The organism is Priestia megaterium, assembly GCF_046599315.1.
Taxonomy (GTDB): Bacteria; Bacillota; Bacilli; order Bacillales; family Bacillaceae_H; genus Priestia; species Priestia megaterium_F.
Window position 1 is genome coordinate 193,473 of record NZ_JBKIKC010000004.1, and the last position, 15,472, is coordinate 208,944.

Annotated in this window: 12 protein-coding genes and 1 riboswitch; of the genes, 5 read left to right on the forward strand and 7 right to left on the reverse strand. The window is 37.8% G+C overall.

Going from position 1 to position 15,472, the window contains the following annotated elements:
• Positions 1–4 precede the first annotated feature (4 nt).
• Positions 5–1,255, reverse strand: a complete 1,251-nt coding sequence (locus ACLHDF_RS15340) for an ATP-binding protein (protein WP_413919805.1) — start codon at positions 1,253–1,255, stop codon at positions 5–7.
• 270 nt (positions 1,256–1,525) lie between these two features.
• Here ACLHDF_RS15340 and ACLHDF_RS15345 point away from each other — a divergent pair, with 270 nt between their 5' ends.
• Positions 1,526–2,515, forward strand: a complete 990-nt coding sequence (locus ACLHDF_RS15345; RefSeq protein WP_413919594.1) for a glutaminase — start codon at positions 1,526–1,528, stop codon at positions 2,513–2,515.
• A gap of 99 nt (positions 2,516–2,614) precedes the next feature.
• Here the strand turns inward: ACLHDF_RS15345 and ACLHDF_RS15350 are convergent, their stop codons facing one another.
• From ACLHDF_RS15350 to ACLHDF_RS15360, 3 genes are all read right to left on the reverse strand, one after another.
• Positions 2,615–4,114 carry a sodium:solute symporter family protein gene (locus ACLHDF_RS15350; RefSeq protein ID WP_413919595.1) on the reverse strand — a complete coding sequence of 500 codons (1,500 nt, stop codon included), beginning with the start codon at positions 4,112–4,114 and terminating at the stop codon, positions 2,615–2,617.
• Positions 4,114–4,317: a DUF3311 domain-containing protein gene (locus tag ACLHDF_RS15355; RefSeq protein WP_413919596.1), complete on the reverse strand. Its 204-nt coding sequence runs from the start codon at positions 4,315–4,317 to the stop codon at positions 4,114–4,116. The genes ACLHDF_RS15350 and ACLHDF_RS15355 overlap by 1 nt, the downstream gene beginning before the upstream one ends.
• Positions 4,318–4,689: 372 nt before the next feature.
• Positions 4,690–5,289: a cupin domain-containing protein gene (locus ACLHDF_RS15360; protein WP_413919597.1), complete on the reverse strand. Its 600-nt coding sequence runs from the start codon at positions 5,287–5,289 to the stop codon at positions 4,690–4,692.
• 387 nt (positions 5,290–5,676) lie between these two features.
• Positions 5,677–5,755, forward strand: a riboswitch (ZMP/ZTP riboswitch).
• Positions 5,756–5,810: 55 nt separating this feature from the next.
• Here ACLHDF_RS15360 and ACLHDF_RS15365 point away from each other — a divergent pair.
• The 4 genes from ACLHDF_RS15365 to ACLHDF_RS15380 all read left to right on the forward strand — a co-directional run bounded on the left by ACLHDF_RS15365 (position 5,811) and on the right by ACLHDF_RS15380 (position 12,493).
• Positions 5,811–7,406 (forward strand): APC family permease, encoded by a 1,596-nt coding sequence (locus ACLHDF_RS15365; protein ID WP_413919598.1) that lies wholly within the window; start codon positions 5,811–5,813, stop codon positions 7,404–7,406.
• Between the two features lie 194 nt (positions 7,407–7,600).
• Positions 7,601–8,110: an acyl-CoA thioesterase gene (locus ACLHDF_RS15370; RefSeq protein WP_153252925.1), complete on the forward strand. Its 510-nt coding sequence runs from the start codon at positions 7,601–7,603 to the stop codon at positions 8,108–8,110.
• Positions 8,111–8,293: 183 nt separating this feature from the next.
• On the forward strand, positions 8,294–11,062 hold the full coding sequence (gene ppc / locus ACLHDF_RS15375; RefSeq protein ID WP_413919599.1) for a phosphoenolpyruvate carboxylase: 2,769 nt from the start codon (positions 8,294–8,296) through the stop codon (positions 11,060–11,062).
• A gap of 423 nt (positions 11,063–11,485) precedes the next feature.
• On the forward strand, positions 11,486–12,493 hold the full coding sequence (locus ACLHDF_RS15380) for a Rieske 2Fe-2S domain-containing protein (RefSeq protein WP_413919600.1): 1,008 nt from the start codon (positions 11,486–11,488) through the stop codon (positions 12,491–12,493).
• Between the two features lie 30 nt (positions 12,494–12,523).
• Here the strand turns inward: ACLHDF_RS15380 and ACLHDF_RS15385 are convergent, their stop codons facing one another.
• The 3 genes from ACLHDF_RS15385 to ACLHDF_RS15395 form a co-directional block, all read right to left on the reverse strand.
• Positions 12,524–13,279: an ABC transporter permease gene (locus ACLHDF_RS15385; protein WP_413919601.1), complete on the reverse strand. Its 756-nt coding sequence runs from the start codon at positions 13,277–13,279 to the stop codon at positions 12,524–12,526.
• A complete protein-coding gene (locus tag ACLHDF_RS15390) occupies positions 13,276–14,013 on the reverse strand; it encodes a phosphate ABC transporter ATP-binding protein (RefSeq protein WP_413919602.1) in 738 nt (245 codons plus the stop codon). The genes ACLHDF_RS15385 and ACLHDF_RS15390 overlap by 4 nt, the downstream gene beginning before the upstream one ends.
• Before the next feature lie 96 nt (positions 14,014–14,109).
• Positions 14,110–15,417, reverse strand: a complete 1,308-nt coding sequence (locus ACLHDF_RS15395) for a homocysteine synthase (RefSeq protein ID WP_413919603.1) — start codon at positions 15,415–15,417, stop codon at positions 14,110–14,112.
• Positions 15,418–15,472 lie beyond the last annotated feature (55 nt).

The window sequence follows — 15,472 nt, forward strand, 5'->3', positions numbered from 1 at the left end:
AAACTCATCCTTTCTGAATTAGATTACAAAGAGGAATTTGAATGATAAAAATCATCCCGTTATCTCCTCGTTTAGCTTCAATCGTACCTTCAAGTTCTTGAACAATGTCCCTTACATAAGAAAGGCCAATTCCGGTAGAGGGGTTTCCAAATTGATCGTATTTTGAAGTGAAGCCAGGTTCAAAAATAGCTTTTTCGTACTTCAAAGGTACTCCAGGACCATTATCTTGTACATGAAATTCTACATGTTCAGCCCGCCTATGTAGGGATAAAACAATCATTCCCTCATCTTTAATCGCCTCCACGGCGTTTGCTACCAAGTTATTAATAATCGATAAAATGGTGTAAACATGGTAGCTCAAATGTTCCCCAGTTACAGAGGAAAAAAAGGTAATTTGTTTGTAAAGAGAATCGGCATATTTTTTGTTGATGCGTACGATCAGCTCAATGAGTTCTTCTGCTTTCATATAATTTTGGAAACTTTCATTTGAAATTGTTTTAGATAAGCCCGCAAAAATCCGCTGGTTGTCTTTTTTTACTTCGTGAATATCTCCGGCAATGCGAAGCGCTTTCTTACTGAGCGTTTGATTTAGCTCAGAATGATCTTTTTCCTGCTGATGTAATACTCGATATAAATCGTACGAAGCTTTTGTAATTATTTCTGTATTATGAAGGGTCTTTTTTAAATGCACGGTTTCTTCATAAAGGCTTGTAATGAGCATTAGCATGTGCTCATTTTGTTTACGGATTTGACGTTCTCGTGACTGTGATTCATAAATGGTCATCATGTTAAAAAAGCTAAGAACAATGAAGCTGTGAGCAAAAGCAATAATAGCTATGTCGGATAATGAATCGATATGAATTGTTGTGCGTAAAACTATATACTGCGCAGTTAGTTCAACTATATCAGCAGCTATTTCAATGATAAGTCCAATCAACCCAATCACAATCGCACTGTAATTCATGCGGCTTACTTTAAAAATAAAAAATAAAAGTGCATACGTAAAGTAAAAGAAAAACGTAGGGTAATGCATATGTGCAGAAGCTACAAATTGAAAATGATCGAGCATGATATAGTCTAGCGTGATGCGAAATAAAACGACGCTTAAGGCGGTTAATAAGCCGCCAGCTAAAACGGTTTTCCGTTTTAAAAGCAACAAAAAAAAGAAAAACGTAGGGGCTCCAAATGTAATTCGAAATGTTTCATTTAACGGATAAAATTTTAACTCTCCCGCTAAAGGAACAGTAATGAGCATCATCAATAAAATGTACGGATCTTTTTGAATGAAAGATTTAAAATTCAGATAATTTCACCTCCTGAAGTGATTCGTGAATTAGTATACATTGTGACGGCGTCCAGCACAATGGAGAAGAGTGCCAAAGGTAAAAATATAATTTCAAAAAGTTTTGTAGGTTTTTGTATGCTCTCGTAGGTTACATTGTACATTAAAAACGAAAATGAAATCGCGCGTTGTGAAAGCGCTTCAACATAAAGAGGTAGTCAATTAAGTGGTGAGGTGATTTTAATGAAACGAGAAATAGAACAGGACATGACTTACTTAAAGCTGGCTGCAAAAGATCGGTTACATGAGTGGGTGCAACAAATAAAAGAATTTTCTTCAGAAGGAAAAACAGCGGATTACATTCCAGCTCTAAAAGACATGGACTCGTCTCAATTAGGTATTTGTTTGATTGGTGCTGACGGAACAGTCATCCAGTCTGGGGATTACGAATCGGTATTTACTCTTCAAAGTATTTCTAAAGTCATTAGCTTTATAGCAGCTTGCTTATGCTGTGGCATTCCTTATGTACTAGAGAGAGTGGATGTAGAGCCAACTGGAGATGCATTTAACTCTATTATAAGACTGGAAATGCATAAACCAGGAAAACCGTTCAATCCTATGATTAACGCCGGTGCTTTAACGGTTTCATCTTTATTATCTGGGGATACGGCAAAAGAAAAATTAAGCTATTTGTTTGATGTGATAACGCTGCTTACCGGGAAAACACCAATTATTAATGAGACGGTCTTTGAATCAGAATGGCAAACGTCTCATCGAAATCGTGCGCTTGCCTACTACTTAAAAGAAACAAACTACTTACAAGGAGAAGTAGAAGAAGTTCTAGAGGTTTATTTAAAGCAGTGCTCAATCGAAGTAACGACAGAGGATATTGCACTGATTGGGTTAATTCTGTCATTAGACGGATATCATCCAGTATTTCGCAAACAAGTAATTCCCAAAGAAGTAGCTAAATTAACAAAAGCGCTCATGCTTACGTGCGGCATGTATAATGCATCCGGAAAATTTGCGGCATTTGTTGGTATGCCAGCTAAAAGCGGTGTATCGGGAGGAATCATGTCATTGGTGCCTCCTAATACGAAAAAGCAGTCTCCGTTTCCAGACGGATGCGGTATCGGAATTTACAGTCCGGCTATTGATGAGTACGGGAATAGCGTAAAAGGTGTTACGCTGCTAAAAAAAATCGCAAAAGAATGGGATTTAAGTATTTTTTAGTCTAATGTAATTCTTAATTCTTTTCCATAATATAAGCACCAAGCGACTTTGCGCGACTACACTCTGCATAAAAAAGTTCAGCCAATTGGCTGAACTTTTTTATGCGTTTTTCTTTAATTCAGTTTGCGGAGCGCTTTTGGGAAATAATGTTTCTTTTACGCCGTTTGTTGCTGCTTTGGTTTTTGCAGCAAAGATTGGGTTTAAAATAACAACTACGATTAAGTTAGATAATAGTCCCCAGAACCCTTCATAAAGGCCAAATGAATTTCCTGTTGCATGCACCGTAAATGTTATAATCAATCCTACTACTAATCCAGCAATCGTACTTTCTTTCGATTGATTTCTCCAAAACAGGCTGATAACGATAGCCGGGAAAATTTGTACCATACCAGATACCCCTAATAACTGTAGAGAAACAAGTGCTTGAGGGAATAATAAACCAAATAAAAGTGCCAGTCCAATAACAACGAAAACCATAGAACGAGTGACCATTGTTAGTGTTTTACCCTGTACATTTGGATTAATTAAATCTCTAAATATATTATTTGCAAACAAGTTAGACGCTCCGATAGCCATGATAGAACATGGAATTAATGAAGCAAGAGCGATCGTTGCATAAGCTAATCCTTGACCGATACCGCCATATGAATACTGAATTAAGGTTAATAATGCTAATCTAGGATCCGTTGTACCTTGAGGTAATACTTGATAAGCAATAAATCCTAAGAAGATGACTAGAATTAAAACAATATTGTAAAGCGGTAGAAAAATAGCATTTTTACGAAGCGAATCTGCACTTTTAGCAGTGAAAACACCTGTAGCAGCATGGGCCCACATAAATAAAGCTAAAGCAGATACGAGTGATGCTGTAATAAACCATGGAATACCTTTAGGTCCTTGTGTTGGGATTGTTAATAGCTGCGGTGCATCCTTTGCAACATTGTCGATCATGTTACCCCAGCTTCCAAAATGCATAATTGGCAGAGAAACAACCATAAATAACATAATCGCCCATACTAAAATATCTTTAATAATTGCCGTATATGTGGGGCCTTTGATTCCACTGAAAAAGGTATAAAGAGCCACAAGAAAGAATGAAAGAATAACGACAGCTTTTACGTTGATGTAGCCTGTTCCTGCAACACGAAGAGTATCTTGAATACCGCTAAGCTGAAGATCAATATATGGAATAAGCATCAATACACCTACAATGGCGATTAGAGAGGAGAGAAATTTACTACTAAAACGTTCCCTAGCATAATCAGCAAGCGTAGTAAGTTTGTGCTTTTTAGCCACAGTCCAAAGCTTTGGAAGAAAAAAGTATGAAATTAAAAACGCTAAAACAGAGTAAGGAATAGCAAAAAATGCAATGCTTCCTCCTTGATAGGCTGTACTTGTAAGACCTAGGAATGTATAAGCAGTATATAAATCGGCTCCTACTAAAAGCCAGACGAGTAGGCTTCCAAAACGTCTTCCACCTACAGCCCACTCTTCAACTGAGCTTCTAGATGATTTGTCACGTCCCGCTATAAAGCCAATCGCGATAACGACAAGAACAATTGCTGATGTGATTAAAAGTGCGGTTAAATTTCCTTGCATTATTCAATGTCCCCCCAAGATTTTTGTAAACGATAAATAATAAAAGTACATACAGGCGTTAAGAAGACCCATAAAAATAACCATAAATGCAAAAGCGGTAACCCAAAAATAATTGGATGAATGTGATTTACAAAAGGTAAAAAAGCGAATTGAGCAATAAATGGAATGATGAATAAAATAAATATTATGAATTTTCTATTCAATTTTACTCCTCCTACTAAAAATTTATCTAACAATGTTCACTATGATAGCAAGTCTGACATAGTAAAGCAATAAGTTTTTTGAAAATTTAGTTATAATTTATGGAAATTTTTTTAGAAAAACAAAAAAGAGCTTATAACGAGAGTGTATTTGAAACAAATATAGGAGAAAAAGGGAGATAATCTAAACGGATTGCCTTTGAAGCAAAAAGAGAGCGGAAAAGAAAAAAATAGTTTTGTAAAGAAGTTTGTGTTTTTTCGATGAGATAAAGTATATTGCTATTGCATTAGGGGAAGAGGGTTTATATATTCAAATAGAGATTCATGGAAGGCATAAAACAGAGAAAATAAAAAAACTAGACAATAAGTGCTTGTCTAGTTCCACCATTCTGTTAATGGTCCTTTGTCGCCATAAACAGGATCTGTTGTAGGAATAGGTACTTGCGCAATTTCATCAAATACGTGGGGACGATCAGTTTGTTTTCCTGTTCGTAAATTGTAATCCATGCCTTCTGGATAAGCTCCAACCACTTTAAAATCAGCAGTTGACTGCAGACGCATATGGCCTGTGCCCGCAGGAAGTACGAACACATCGCCAGCGTGCACCACGATATTTTCTCCCATATGTCCACCTAGCTTTAAACGGGCAGATCCGCTAATTACACCTAGTGCTTCATGAGAATTGCTGTGGTAATGGTGAAAATCATATATGCCGCCTACCCAGCTGTTTTTCCAGTTGTGAGAATTAAAAATGCTCTCTACTTTCTCTTTCTTACTGATAAATACGTGTTCATACAACAAAACCGGAAGACGAGGGTGATTTGGAATGGTTCCGTCGTCATCAAAATAAAGAACTTTTACATTTGCATAATTCATAAGCATCCCTCTAACAATCTTTTTTCTTAATTTTCCCTGTTTTTTGCTTGCGTAAACAGAGAAGTTTGCTCGAAGTACTTCATTAGTTGCGAAGTGCATGATATGTAGGTTTTAATGTTTTTCAAAAAAAGTTTCCCACTTCAAGTGTCGCTAAGTGGTGGGCAGTTCAGTTTAGTATCTTTTCTTCATATTGTATATAAGTAAAGAGCCTAGTGCAAGAATTCTATAGCTATATAGCTGTTAATTCATGTTTTGTAAATAAGTAATATATATATTAGTATAACTTATGGGAGGGAATCTGTTCGTGAAGTAAAAGAACCAAATAATAAGAAAAGTTAGGATTTCGGCTCATTTTTGTAATGTATAAAAGGTTTTTAGGGATTAAATTCTTAATTTTACGAATAATTTATTATTTTTAGAAAATTAATGTAAGTATTTTTGTGTATTGAGTAATGGTGATCAATGTTATATACTGATAAAAAATATATTCCTATATGTGACTGGCGCAACATGGATGACCATGGGGGAGCATATAGCGTATAAGCCGCGCGCCTGGGCAAACACTTGAGAAAATTTCACAAGTGTTTTTTTATTTTCCTAGGGAAGAGGGGTAGATTTGGATGAGCAATATGCAAAGGAAGATGGGAACATTTGCTTTAACCATGACAGGAATAGGTTCGATTATTGGTTCCGGATGGCTGTTTGGAGCATGGAAAGCAGCTCAAATTGCGGGACCCGCGGCTATTTTTTCATGGGTTATTGGAATGGTGGTTATCTTGACCATTGCCCTATCATATGCTGAACTGGGCGCGATGTTTCCACAAGCAGGGGGGATGGTTAAATACCCTCAGTATTCACACGGATCATTTATTGGGTTTTTGGCTGCTTGGGCTAACTGGATTTCAATAGCTTCAACGATAACAGTGGAAGCTATTGCATCTGTACAATATATGAGTACGTGGCCGTGGAAATGGGCTCGCTGGACTCATGAATTAGTAGACAATGGCATTTTAACGTCCAAGGGGTTGGCAGTTGCGTCTTTGTTATTGTTCGTTTATTTTTTTGTGAACTATTGGACGGTAAATCTCTTTGCCAAAGCCAATTCATTTATTACGATTGTTAAATTAATTATTCCTGGTTTAACGGCAGGGGCTTTATTTTTTGCTGGTTTTCATAGCGGGAACTTTTCAAGTGAGCAGGGGGTAGCACCTTACGGGTGGGCAAGTGTTTTAACTGCAGTGGCAACATCAGGTATTGTGTTTGCTTTTAATGGGTTTCAAAGTCCAGTAAATATGGCAGGAGAAGCAAAATCACCTAATAAATCGATTCCAATAGCTGTAATTGGTTCAATTTTTATTGCTGGAATTGTATACATTATACTGCAAATAGTTTTTATCGGAGCAGTAAGTCCGTCGTCAATTGCTGATGGATGGAATCATTTGAATTTTAATTCTCCTTTTGCTGATTTAGCAATTGCGCTTGGAATTAACTGGCTGACAATTGTGTTATATGCAGACGCATTTGTTTCTCCTTCTGGCACAGGTGCTACATATACAGCCACTACTTCTAGAATGTTATACGGGATGCAACAAAATGGATACTTGCCAAAGATTTTTGGTACTCTTCATCCACTTTATAATGTTCCGCGCCCAGCTATGTGGCTAAATTTAGCAGCTTGCTTTTTGTTTCTCTTTTTATTTAGAGGATGGGGTGTCTTAGCAGAAGTGATTTCAGTTGCAACTCTTATCTCTTATATTATGGGCCCTGTAGCACTGATAACATTAAGAAAAACGGCTTCACATTTTTACCGTCCATTCTATTTAAAAGGGGCATCAATTATTTCACCATGCGGCTTCGTATTTGCTTCCTTAACGCTTTACTGGGCAAGGTGGCCTCTTACAGGTGAAGTGATCTTTATTATGGCAATTGGCCTCCCTGTTTATTTTTATTATCAAGCTAAAAATAAATGGGTTGGCTTTAAAAAAGAGTTTTTAACTGGGGCTTGGATGCTTATCTATTTAGCTTGTATGATTTTTATTTCCTACATAGGAAGCGAAAAATTTGGAGGGAAAAATATTTTGCCTTTCGGATGGGATATGCTAGTGATTGCTTGCGTATCATTAGCTTTTTACTACTGGGGAATTAAAAGTGGCAAATCTAATCGATATATGAAGGAAGCTGAACAAATCAATCAAGAAAGTTTTCAATCTAAATAAAAAACACGAGCGCTGCTCGTGTTTTTTATTTAGAAAAGAAGGAAGTTGTCCTTTGCGAATTTTTCTTCTCTTTTTTGTTTTCTGTAAATAATTCAACAAGTTTTTCGTAAAGCTAAATTTATCAAAATATGCTAGTATAGGTTCATTCATTCTTTTATTCTTATTATGATAGGCATCAATGGAGGTTCTTACTAATGAAAGCAAATTATTGTAAAGATACAAAGGCCGTTCGAACGAGCCGCATTTTCCCTAATGATATTAATAATCACAATACGTTATTTGGTGGAAAGTTAATGAGTGATATTGATATGATTGCGTCCATTTCAGCTTATCGTCACAGTCGTACAGAGTGTGTGACGGCCTCAGCAGACTCCATTCACTTTCTGCATCCGATTACGCCGCAGGATTCTGTATGTTTGGAGTCATATGTATCATGGACAGGTCGTTCATCCATGGAAGTGTTTGTAAAAGTAATTAAAGAAAACCTAAAAACTGGGGAGCGTCAAATTGCAGCCACATCCTTTTTAACTTTTGTGGCAATGGATGATGATGGAAAGCCCCGCGCAGTACCGGAGCTTATTCCAGAGACAGAAGAAGAAAAATACCTTTTTCAAACGGGGGCAGATCGCGCTGCCACGCGTAAACAAGTGCGTAAAAAAAGCAATGAACTAGCCGCAGTATTGGATTTAGGACAGCCTTGGTAATATAAAAAGACTGCAGTGCAAAGCACTGCAGTCTTTTTATATTTGATGAAATCTTCTCTTCTGAACGAGGGGAAGAAATAAAATCATATGAAATTTATTTTCATTCATGGTAAGATGGATTTAATATAATTTTCTAAAAAGTTTAAAAAGTATTAATATTTATAAAGAAAGGTGTTGTGTCTAATGGTAACAGTAGAAGCAGCTGAAAGACAAAACAGCAGCACTGCCCTGCGCCGTGATGTAAAGTTTCTCGGACAATTGTTAGGGAAAGTTCTGGTTCACCAAGGTGGAGAAGAACTGCTCAACAAAGTAGAAAAAATACGCGAAGTGGCAAAATCACTTAGAGAAAATAAAGATGAAGCTATCTATAAAGAAATAAAAAATGAAATCGTTACTCTTGAACAGCCAATGCGCGAGCAGGTTATTCGGGCATTTGCTGTCTATTTTCATTTAGTTAATATCGCAGAGCAAAATCATCGAATTCGTCGCAGACGCGAATATCAGCAGCAAGAAGATTCGATTATGCAGCCGGGTTCATTGGAAAGTGCCGTTGTTTCACTTAAAAATAACGGTGTGGCGCCAGATGTAATTGCTAATTTGCTCCAAACTTTATCCTTGGAGCTTATCATTACAGCTCATCCAACAGAAGCCACTAGACGAAGTGTCCTTGATATTCATAAACGAATGGCTGAGCTTCTGAAAAGCTTGGACAATACAACGTTAACAAAACGTGAACGCATAGAAATTGAAGAAAGACTGTTCAGCGAAGTGTTGATTTTATGGCAAACAAATGAACTGCGAGATCGCAAGCCAACCGTAATGGATGAAGTATCCAATGGATTATATTATTTTGATGAAACGTTATTTGAAGTGCTTCCTCAAATTCATCAAGAATTGGAAAATTCACTGCAGGAGAATTATCCGGAAGAAAATTGGAAGGTACCTAATATTCTTCGATTCGGTTCATGGATTGGGGGAGACCGAGACGGAAACCCAAACGTAACCCCTAAAGTAACATGGCAAACGCTTGTTAAACAAAGGAAGTTAGCTATTCGTAAATATAAGGAATCTCTTACTCAATTGAGACAAAGGCTAAGTCAGTCTACAAAAAGAGTCGCAGTTTCAGATAACCTTATTGCTTCTATTAATCAAGAAATATCGTTATTACCTGAGAATAAGAGATGGAGAATCAAACATGAAGTATATCGCTGTAAGCTTACGATTATGCTTCATAAATTAAATTTAGTTGGAGAATCTGAAGCAGGTTATCAAAGATCTGAAGAGCTTTTACAGGATTTATTTCTTATCAAAGATAGTTTGCAAAAGCACCAGCCTCAAGATTATCAGTTGAAAAGTTTGTGTAAATTAATTCGTCAAGTTGAGCTGTTTGGGTTTCATTTAGCGACGCTTGATATCCGTAATCACAGTGGAGAACACGAAGCGGCGATTAAAGAAATTTTCCATGCTGTTTCTTTAGCTGAAGATTATTCAGCGTTAACAGAAGAGAAAAAAGTTGCGCTATTAGGGAAAGTTCTTCAGGACCCAAGACCTGTGGTATCGTTTGTAGAGAATTACTCTAAAGAAACGCAACAAGTCATTGAAGTATTTAATATGATTCATCGAGCACATAAAGAATTTGGAGAAAGATCCATTGAAGTCTACTTAATCAGTATGACGCAGTCTGCAAGTGATTTGTTAGAAGTCATGGTGCTGGCCAAAGAAGCGGGGATTTATCGCCTTCATGCAGATGGCCGTATTGAAAGTAAGTTAAATATAGCTCCGCTGCTTGAAACGATTGATGATCTCACAGCAGGTCCTGAAATTATGGAACAACTATTTCAATTAGATTTTTATCGAGAGCACTTAAGGAAACAGCAAGATTTGCAGGAAATTATGCTTGGCTACTCAGATGGGAGTAAAGACGGAGGAACGCTTACTGCTAATTGGAAGCTTTACAAAGCGCAGCAGGAAATTCACGATATGGCGAAGAAGTATCAGGTTCGTCTGAAGTTCTTCCATGGCCGAGGCGGCTCACTAGGCCGAGGCGGTGGACCGTTAAACCGAAGCATTTTATCTCAGCCTGTTGAGACGTTAGGAGACGGGGTTAAAATTACAGAGCAAGGAGAAGTTCTTTCTTCTAGATATTCTTTATATGACATTGCTTACCGAAGCCTTGAACAAGCGGTATCGGCTCTTCTTACAGCGGCAGCAAATATTTCTCAAGAAGCTGAACAATGTGATATTCGTACACATGAATGGGAAGAAACAATGGACGAGATTTCAACTGCTTCATTATCTAAGTATCAAGAGCTTGTTTTCAAAGATCCAGATTTTTTAACGTACTTTAAACAAGCTACACCTCTTCCTGAACTGGGGGCTCTAAATATTGGATCACGTCCAATGAGTCGAAAAGGAAGTGATCGCTTTGAAGATTTGCGAGCAATTCCGTGGGTATTTGCATGGACGCAAAGCAGACAGCTACTTCCAGCTTGGTACGCCGCAGGTACTGGATTACAGCATTTGGTAGAGAAAGCTGGAGATATAAAGCTTCTTCAGCAAATGTATAAAGAATGGCCATTCTTCCGCTCGACAGTCGATAATCTGCAAATGGCCTTAACAAAAGCAGATTTAATGGCAGCAAAAGAATATACGGAAATGGTACAAGATCCGGTTATTTCAGAGCGGATTTTTACCGCCATCAAAAAAGAGTATAATCTCACAAAAGAAATGATTCTTCAAATCACGGGTCAAAAAGAATTAATGGATCATCTTCCTACGATTAAAGAATCTATTAAATTACGAAATCCATATGTGGACCCTCTAACATTCTTACAAGTTAAGGTTATTTCCAAGCTGCGTGAAGATGAAGCTGGAACGTTAAATGAAGAACTTTTAAAAGAAGCGTTATTAACAATTAATGGAATTGCAGCAGGTTTACGTAACACAGGTTGATGGATATCAAAAGACACCTCAAAAAAAAAGAGGTGTCTTTTGTTTATTCTTTTCAAATATGACTAAAAAATTATGTTAGAGATACTTACAAAGCAAGAGATTTTTTAGTGGGATATTGATAAAGTAAAAACAAGAGAAATCAGTGGACAGAAAAGCTTTTAGCAGCTGACCGCTTTTTATTCAACATATATGAATACTCTGATAATTGTTCATGTATTGTAATTAAAAAAATAGCGATGACCTCCTATTGTAACTGTAGATGAAGTGTTAAGGTCGCTCTATCTGCAATCATGTAGAAACTTCGCGCGCTTATAGTCTGTTTTACGGAACGAAAAAGCTGCGGAATTAGAAGAACTCCTTCTATTTCTGCGGTTTTTTTTATAAACAAGAAATAAATTTACTTATTGTACGGAGGCGATGCAGATGATTAAAGATTTAGTATTGGCTAAGGAATGGCTGCCTGCAGCTTATTCACATGATTTAACAGATCAGCCCTTGCAAGTAACGATTTTAGAAGAGAGAGTTGCGCTTTTTCGCACAACTACTGCTATTAAAGCATTTAAAGATTTATGTATCCATCGCGGTGCAGCGTTATCTCTTGGAAAAGTAGTAGATGATTGCATCGTGTGCCCTTATCACGGATGGAAATACGATGATGCTGGGGCTTGCGTAAAAATTCCTCAACAGCCGCCGGGAAGAGCTATTCCTTCAAAAGCAAAAGCACAGGTGTATGACTGCGTTGAAAAATACGGAATTATATGGGTAAAGATGAACAGTGAGGCAAGTGATACTCCTCTTCCTCTGTATGACGAATATCTTAACTCTGGATTCAAAACGGTTTGTGCCAATCCTCATACTCTACAGGCAGCAGCTCCTCGTGTCGTAGAAAACTTTCTTGATGTAAGTCATTTGGCTTTTGTTCATGAAGGAAGTCTTGGACACTCTGATTACGCCGAAATTCCTGATTATAAGGTGCACTGGAAAGACAATCGATACGTTTCTGATGAAATCGCTGTGTACGCGGATGCAGATGGTACGGGTAACTTTGCAACTATTTATTATACTTTTGAAATTCTTCGTCCTACTGTTGCAAGGTTGAAAAAAGTAAACTACGAAACGGGTGAAATCTTTTCGATGCTGTTTGCGGTTTTACCTGAGGAAGAAAGAAAGTCTACCGTATTTGCATTGGTTTCTAGAAACTATTCGTTTGATGTACCTGATCAATATTTCCGTGATTTTCAGCAGCTTATTATTGAACAAGATACGAGCATTGTGGAAAGTCAAAAACCGGAAGAGCTCCCGCTTGACTTACAAGCAGAGCTTCATTTGAATCCGGACCGATTGAGTATTGCATATAGAAGATGGCTCGGTGATTTAGGAGTGACCTTTGGAAGTGACATAGGAACAAGGTTAAAAAAAGCTGCTCAATAAAAAGAAGAAAGGAGTCTCCTTTCTTCTTTTTTATGTATGTTCACGGATAAGCTGCTGATAGCTATTAAAAAGGGTAGGATATGTTAAGCGGCTTAGGATGACACAAGAAAGAGTAGCAGACGCTAGTATAGTAAAAACGATAAGCAGTTGGAATTTGACAGCTTGTATTGGATCTGCTCCTCCAATAATCTGACCTGTCATCATGCCGGGAAGCTGAACGAGTCCAATGGTTTTTTGACTTTCTACAGTAGGAATCATGCTAGCTTTGATTGCAACATTTAAAATGTTATGAATAGCTTGTTTGGGAGTGCCGCCGAGCGCCAAAATCAATTGAATTTCTTCTCGTCTTCTATTCACTTCAGCATCTAACCGATTTAAAAATAAATTGGCAAGGATCATTGAATTTCCAATAATCATACCGCTGACCGGAATGATATATCGGGGAGTAGCAGGGATAATATGTAGGCCAAGCATAATGCTTTGGGTCAAGATTTCTACAATAAAAAGAGTAATAAATACGCGTAAAAAGGCCTTGAATCCCTGCTTTTTTTTCTTTATAACGTTTTGGGAAGCGACTGTCAGCATAAGGAATAAAATGAGAATCATAAATGCGGGGTGATCCGCATCAAAAATAAAAGATAAAACATAACCTATCACTAGCAGCTGAACGGCTGCTCGAATACTGGCAATGATAATATCTTTTTCAAGGCCTATACGAAAAGATTTTGATAAAAAAAGAGCAATAAAAACAAACACGATTGTAAAAATCAGTGAAAGTGAACTCATAGAAAGGCTCCTTCAATAAATTGTTTTGTTTCGGCTTTTACAGGGGTATCAAAAAAAGCCTTTGTCTTCGCTTTTTCTATAATCACTCCGTCCATTAAAAGCCAGACTTCCTCTCCTAAACGTTTGGCTTGATCTAGGTTATGGGTCACCCAAATAATCGTTTTATTCTGTTCTTTATGTAAATGAGAAATAAGCTGTTCAATTTCATGAGCAGAAGTGGCATCCAAAGCGGAAGTGATTTCATCTAAAAGTAAAAGGTCAGATCCGTTCGACAGCGTGCGTGCTAATGATAACCTTTGTTTTTGACCGCCGGATAAATCTCTTGCATCCTGCTCTAACAAGTCGGGGGAAAGGCCCGTTAATGAACAGAGTTCTTCAGGCATAATATCCTGTTTGCCGTGCAGTTTTTGAACAAGCAACATATTATCTCGCACTGTTCCGTCAATAACAGGAGCTGATTGAAAAGCGATCCCCACTTTTTTTCGTAAATCAGAAATATTCCATTGGCTAATGTCTTTTCCATATACTTCAATACTTCCTTCATCAGGTGCAGAAAGTAAATTGCACATGGAAAGAAGGGTGCTTTTTCCGGATCCTGATGGTCCTACCATCATGACGAGCGATCCTTGCATCACTGTACCGGATACGCCTTTTAAGACACTATGTTTTTTGTCTTTAAATGTTTTATGAACGTTTGTAAATGCGATGGCAGGTATTGAATTGAACGTGTTCATAGTAACTCCTTTTTCATTCGTTTTGTTTATTGTAGCATAAGCCAAAGTATAAAAAGTTATTGGATGATATAAAAAAGCTGTGAAAAATCACAGCTTTTAAACAGTGGTATTTACTTGTTGGCTGGTTTTTAAGGCATAATCTAAATCTTCAAGAAGATCGTCGATTGCTTCTGTTCCAACGGATAGACGAATGAGTTCCGGCGTCACACCGGAAGCTTTTTGTTCGTCTTCTGATAGCTGCTGATGAGTGGTGCTTGCCGGGTGGATAATGAGTGATTTAGAGTCGCCAATATTGGCTAAATGAGAAAATAACTGAACCGAATCAATTAACTTGTCCGCAGCGTTTTTTCCTCCCTTTACACCGAAGGTTAAAATTGCTCCTTGTCCTTTAGGCAGGTATTTTTGTGCCAAAGAATAGGAAGGGTGAGAAGGAAGCCCCGCATAATTTACCCATTCTACTAATTCATGTTGCTCTAAAAATTTCGCTACCTTTAATGCATTTTCGCTGTGACGCTCTAATCGTAGATGGAGTGTTTCTACGCCTTGAAGGAGTAAAAAGGAATTAAAAGGTGATAAAGCAGCTCCAATATCTCGTAAAAGCTGGACGCGCGCTTTTGTAATATAAGCAGCTTCACCGGCGGCTTCTGTGTATATGAGGCCATGGTAACTTGGATCTGGAGTTGTTAAGTCTGGAAATTTCCCGCTCGCTTCCCAATCAAATTTTCCGCTGTCTACGATAACACCGCCAATTGTTGTCCCATGTCCTCCAAGAAACTTAGTAGCAGAATGAACGACAATATCTGCTCCGAAATCGATAGGACGAAGAAGGTAAGGGCTTGGAACAGTATTGTCAATAATAAGAGGAATTCCATGTTCATGGGCAATGTCTGCAACTGCCTCGATGTCTAGTACATTTCCCTGCGGGTTTCCAACGGACTCAGCATAAATTGCCCTTGTTTTGGAAGTGAGTGCACCTCTAAAATTTTCTGGATTATCGGCGTTTACAAATTTGATGCTAATGCCCAGTTTAGGAAGCGTAGACGAGAAGAGGTTATACGTTCCGCCATATAAACTGCTTGCTGATACAATTTCATCACCTGCTGAAGCGATATTTAAAATGGAAAAGGTAGTAGCTGACTGACCGGAAGCTACTCCAAGAGCGCCTACTCCGCCTTCTAACTCAGCAATTCGCTGTTCAAAAACATCCGTAGTAGGGTTCACAATTCGAGTGTAGATATAGCCTTGTTCACTTAAATTAAATAAAGAAGCAGCGTGTTCGGTATCTTTAAATCCAAACGAGCTTGTTTGATAAATAGGTACGGCACGCGAAAAAGTAGCTGGGTCAAGCTGTTGACCAGAATGGACGGCTTGTGTTTCAGGACGAAATGGTTTCTTGGCAGACATTGAAACTCCTCCTTAAGTATAAAGCATATAAAAAACATAGGAATAATAAACTTTA

Excerpts from the sequence above, each read along its gene's own strand:
- ACLHDF_RS15340 (WP_413919805.1), bottom strand. The coding sequence starts at position 1,255 with ATGCTCATTACTGTTCCTTTAGCGGGAGAGTTAAAATTTTATCCGTTA.
- ACLHDF_RS15345 (WP_413919594.1), top strand. The coding sequence starts at position 1,526 with ATGAAACGAGAAATAGAACAGGACATGACTTACTTAAAGCTGGCTGCA.
- ACLHDF_RS15350 (WP_413919595.1), bottom strand. The coding sequence starts at position 4,114 with ATGCAAGGAAATTTAACCGCACTTTTAATCACATCAGCAATTGTTCTT.
- ACLHDF_RS15360 (WP_413919597.1), bottom strand. The coding sequence starts at position 5,289 with ATGCACTTCGCAACTAATGAAGTACTTCGAGCAAACTTCTCTGTTTAC.
- ACLHDF_RS15365 (WP_413919598.1), top strand. The coding sequence starts at position 5,811 with ATGAGCAATATGCAAAGGAAGATGGGAACATTTGCTTTAACCATGACA.
- ACLHDF_RS15370 (WP_153252925.1), top strand. The coding sequence starts at position 7,601 with ATGAAAGCAAATTATTGTAAAGATACAAAGGCCGTTCGAACGAGCCGC.
- ppc (WP_413919599.1), top strand. The coding sequence starts at position 8,294 with ATGGTAACAGTAGAAGCAGCTGAAAGACAAAACAGCAGCACTGCCCTG.
- ACLHDF_RS15380 (WP_413919600.1), top strand. The coding sequence starts at position 11,486 with ATGATTAAAGATTTAGTATTGGCTAAGGAATGGCTGCCTGCAGCTTAT.
- ACLHDF_RS15385 (WP_413919601.1), bottom strand. The coding sequence starts at position 13,279 with ATGAGTTCACTTTCACTGATTTTTACAATCGTGTTTGTTTTTATTGCT.
- ACLHDF_RS15390 (WP_413919602.1), bottom strand. The coding sequence starts at position 14,013 with ATGAACACGTTCAATTCAATACCTGCCATCGCATTTACAAACGTTCAT.
- ACLHDF_RS15395 (WP_413919603.1), bottom strand. The coding sequence starts at position 15,417 with ATGTCTGCCAAGAAACCATTTCGTCCTGAAACACAAGCCGTCCATTCT.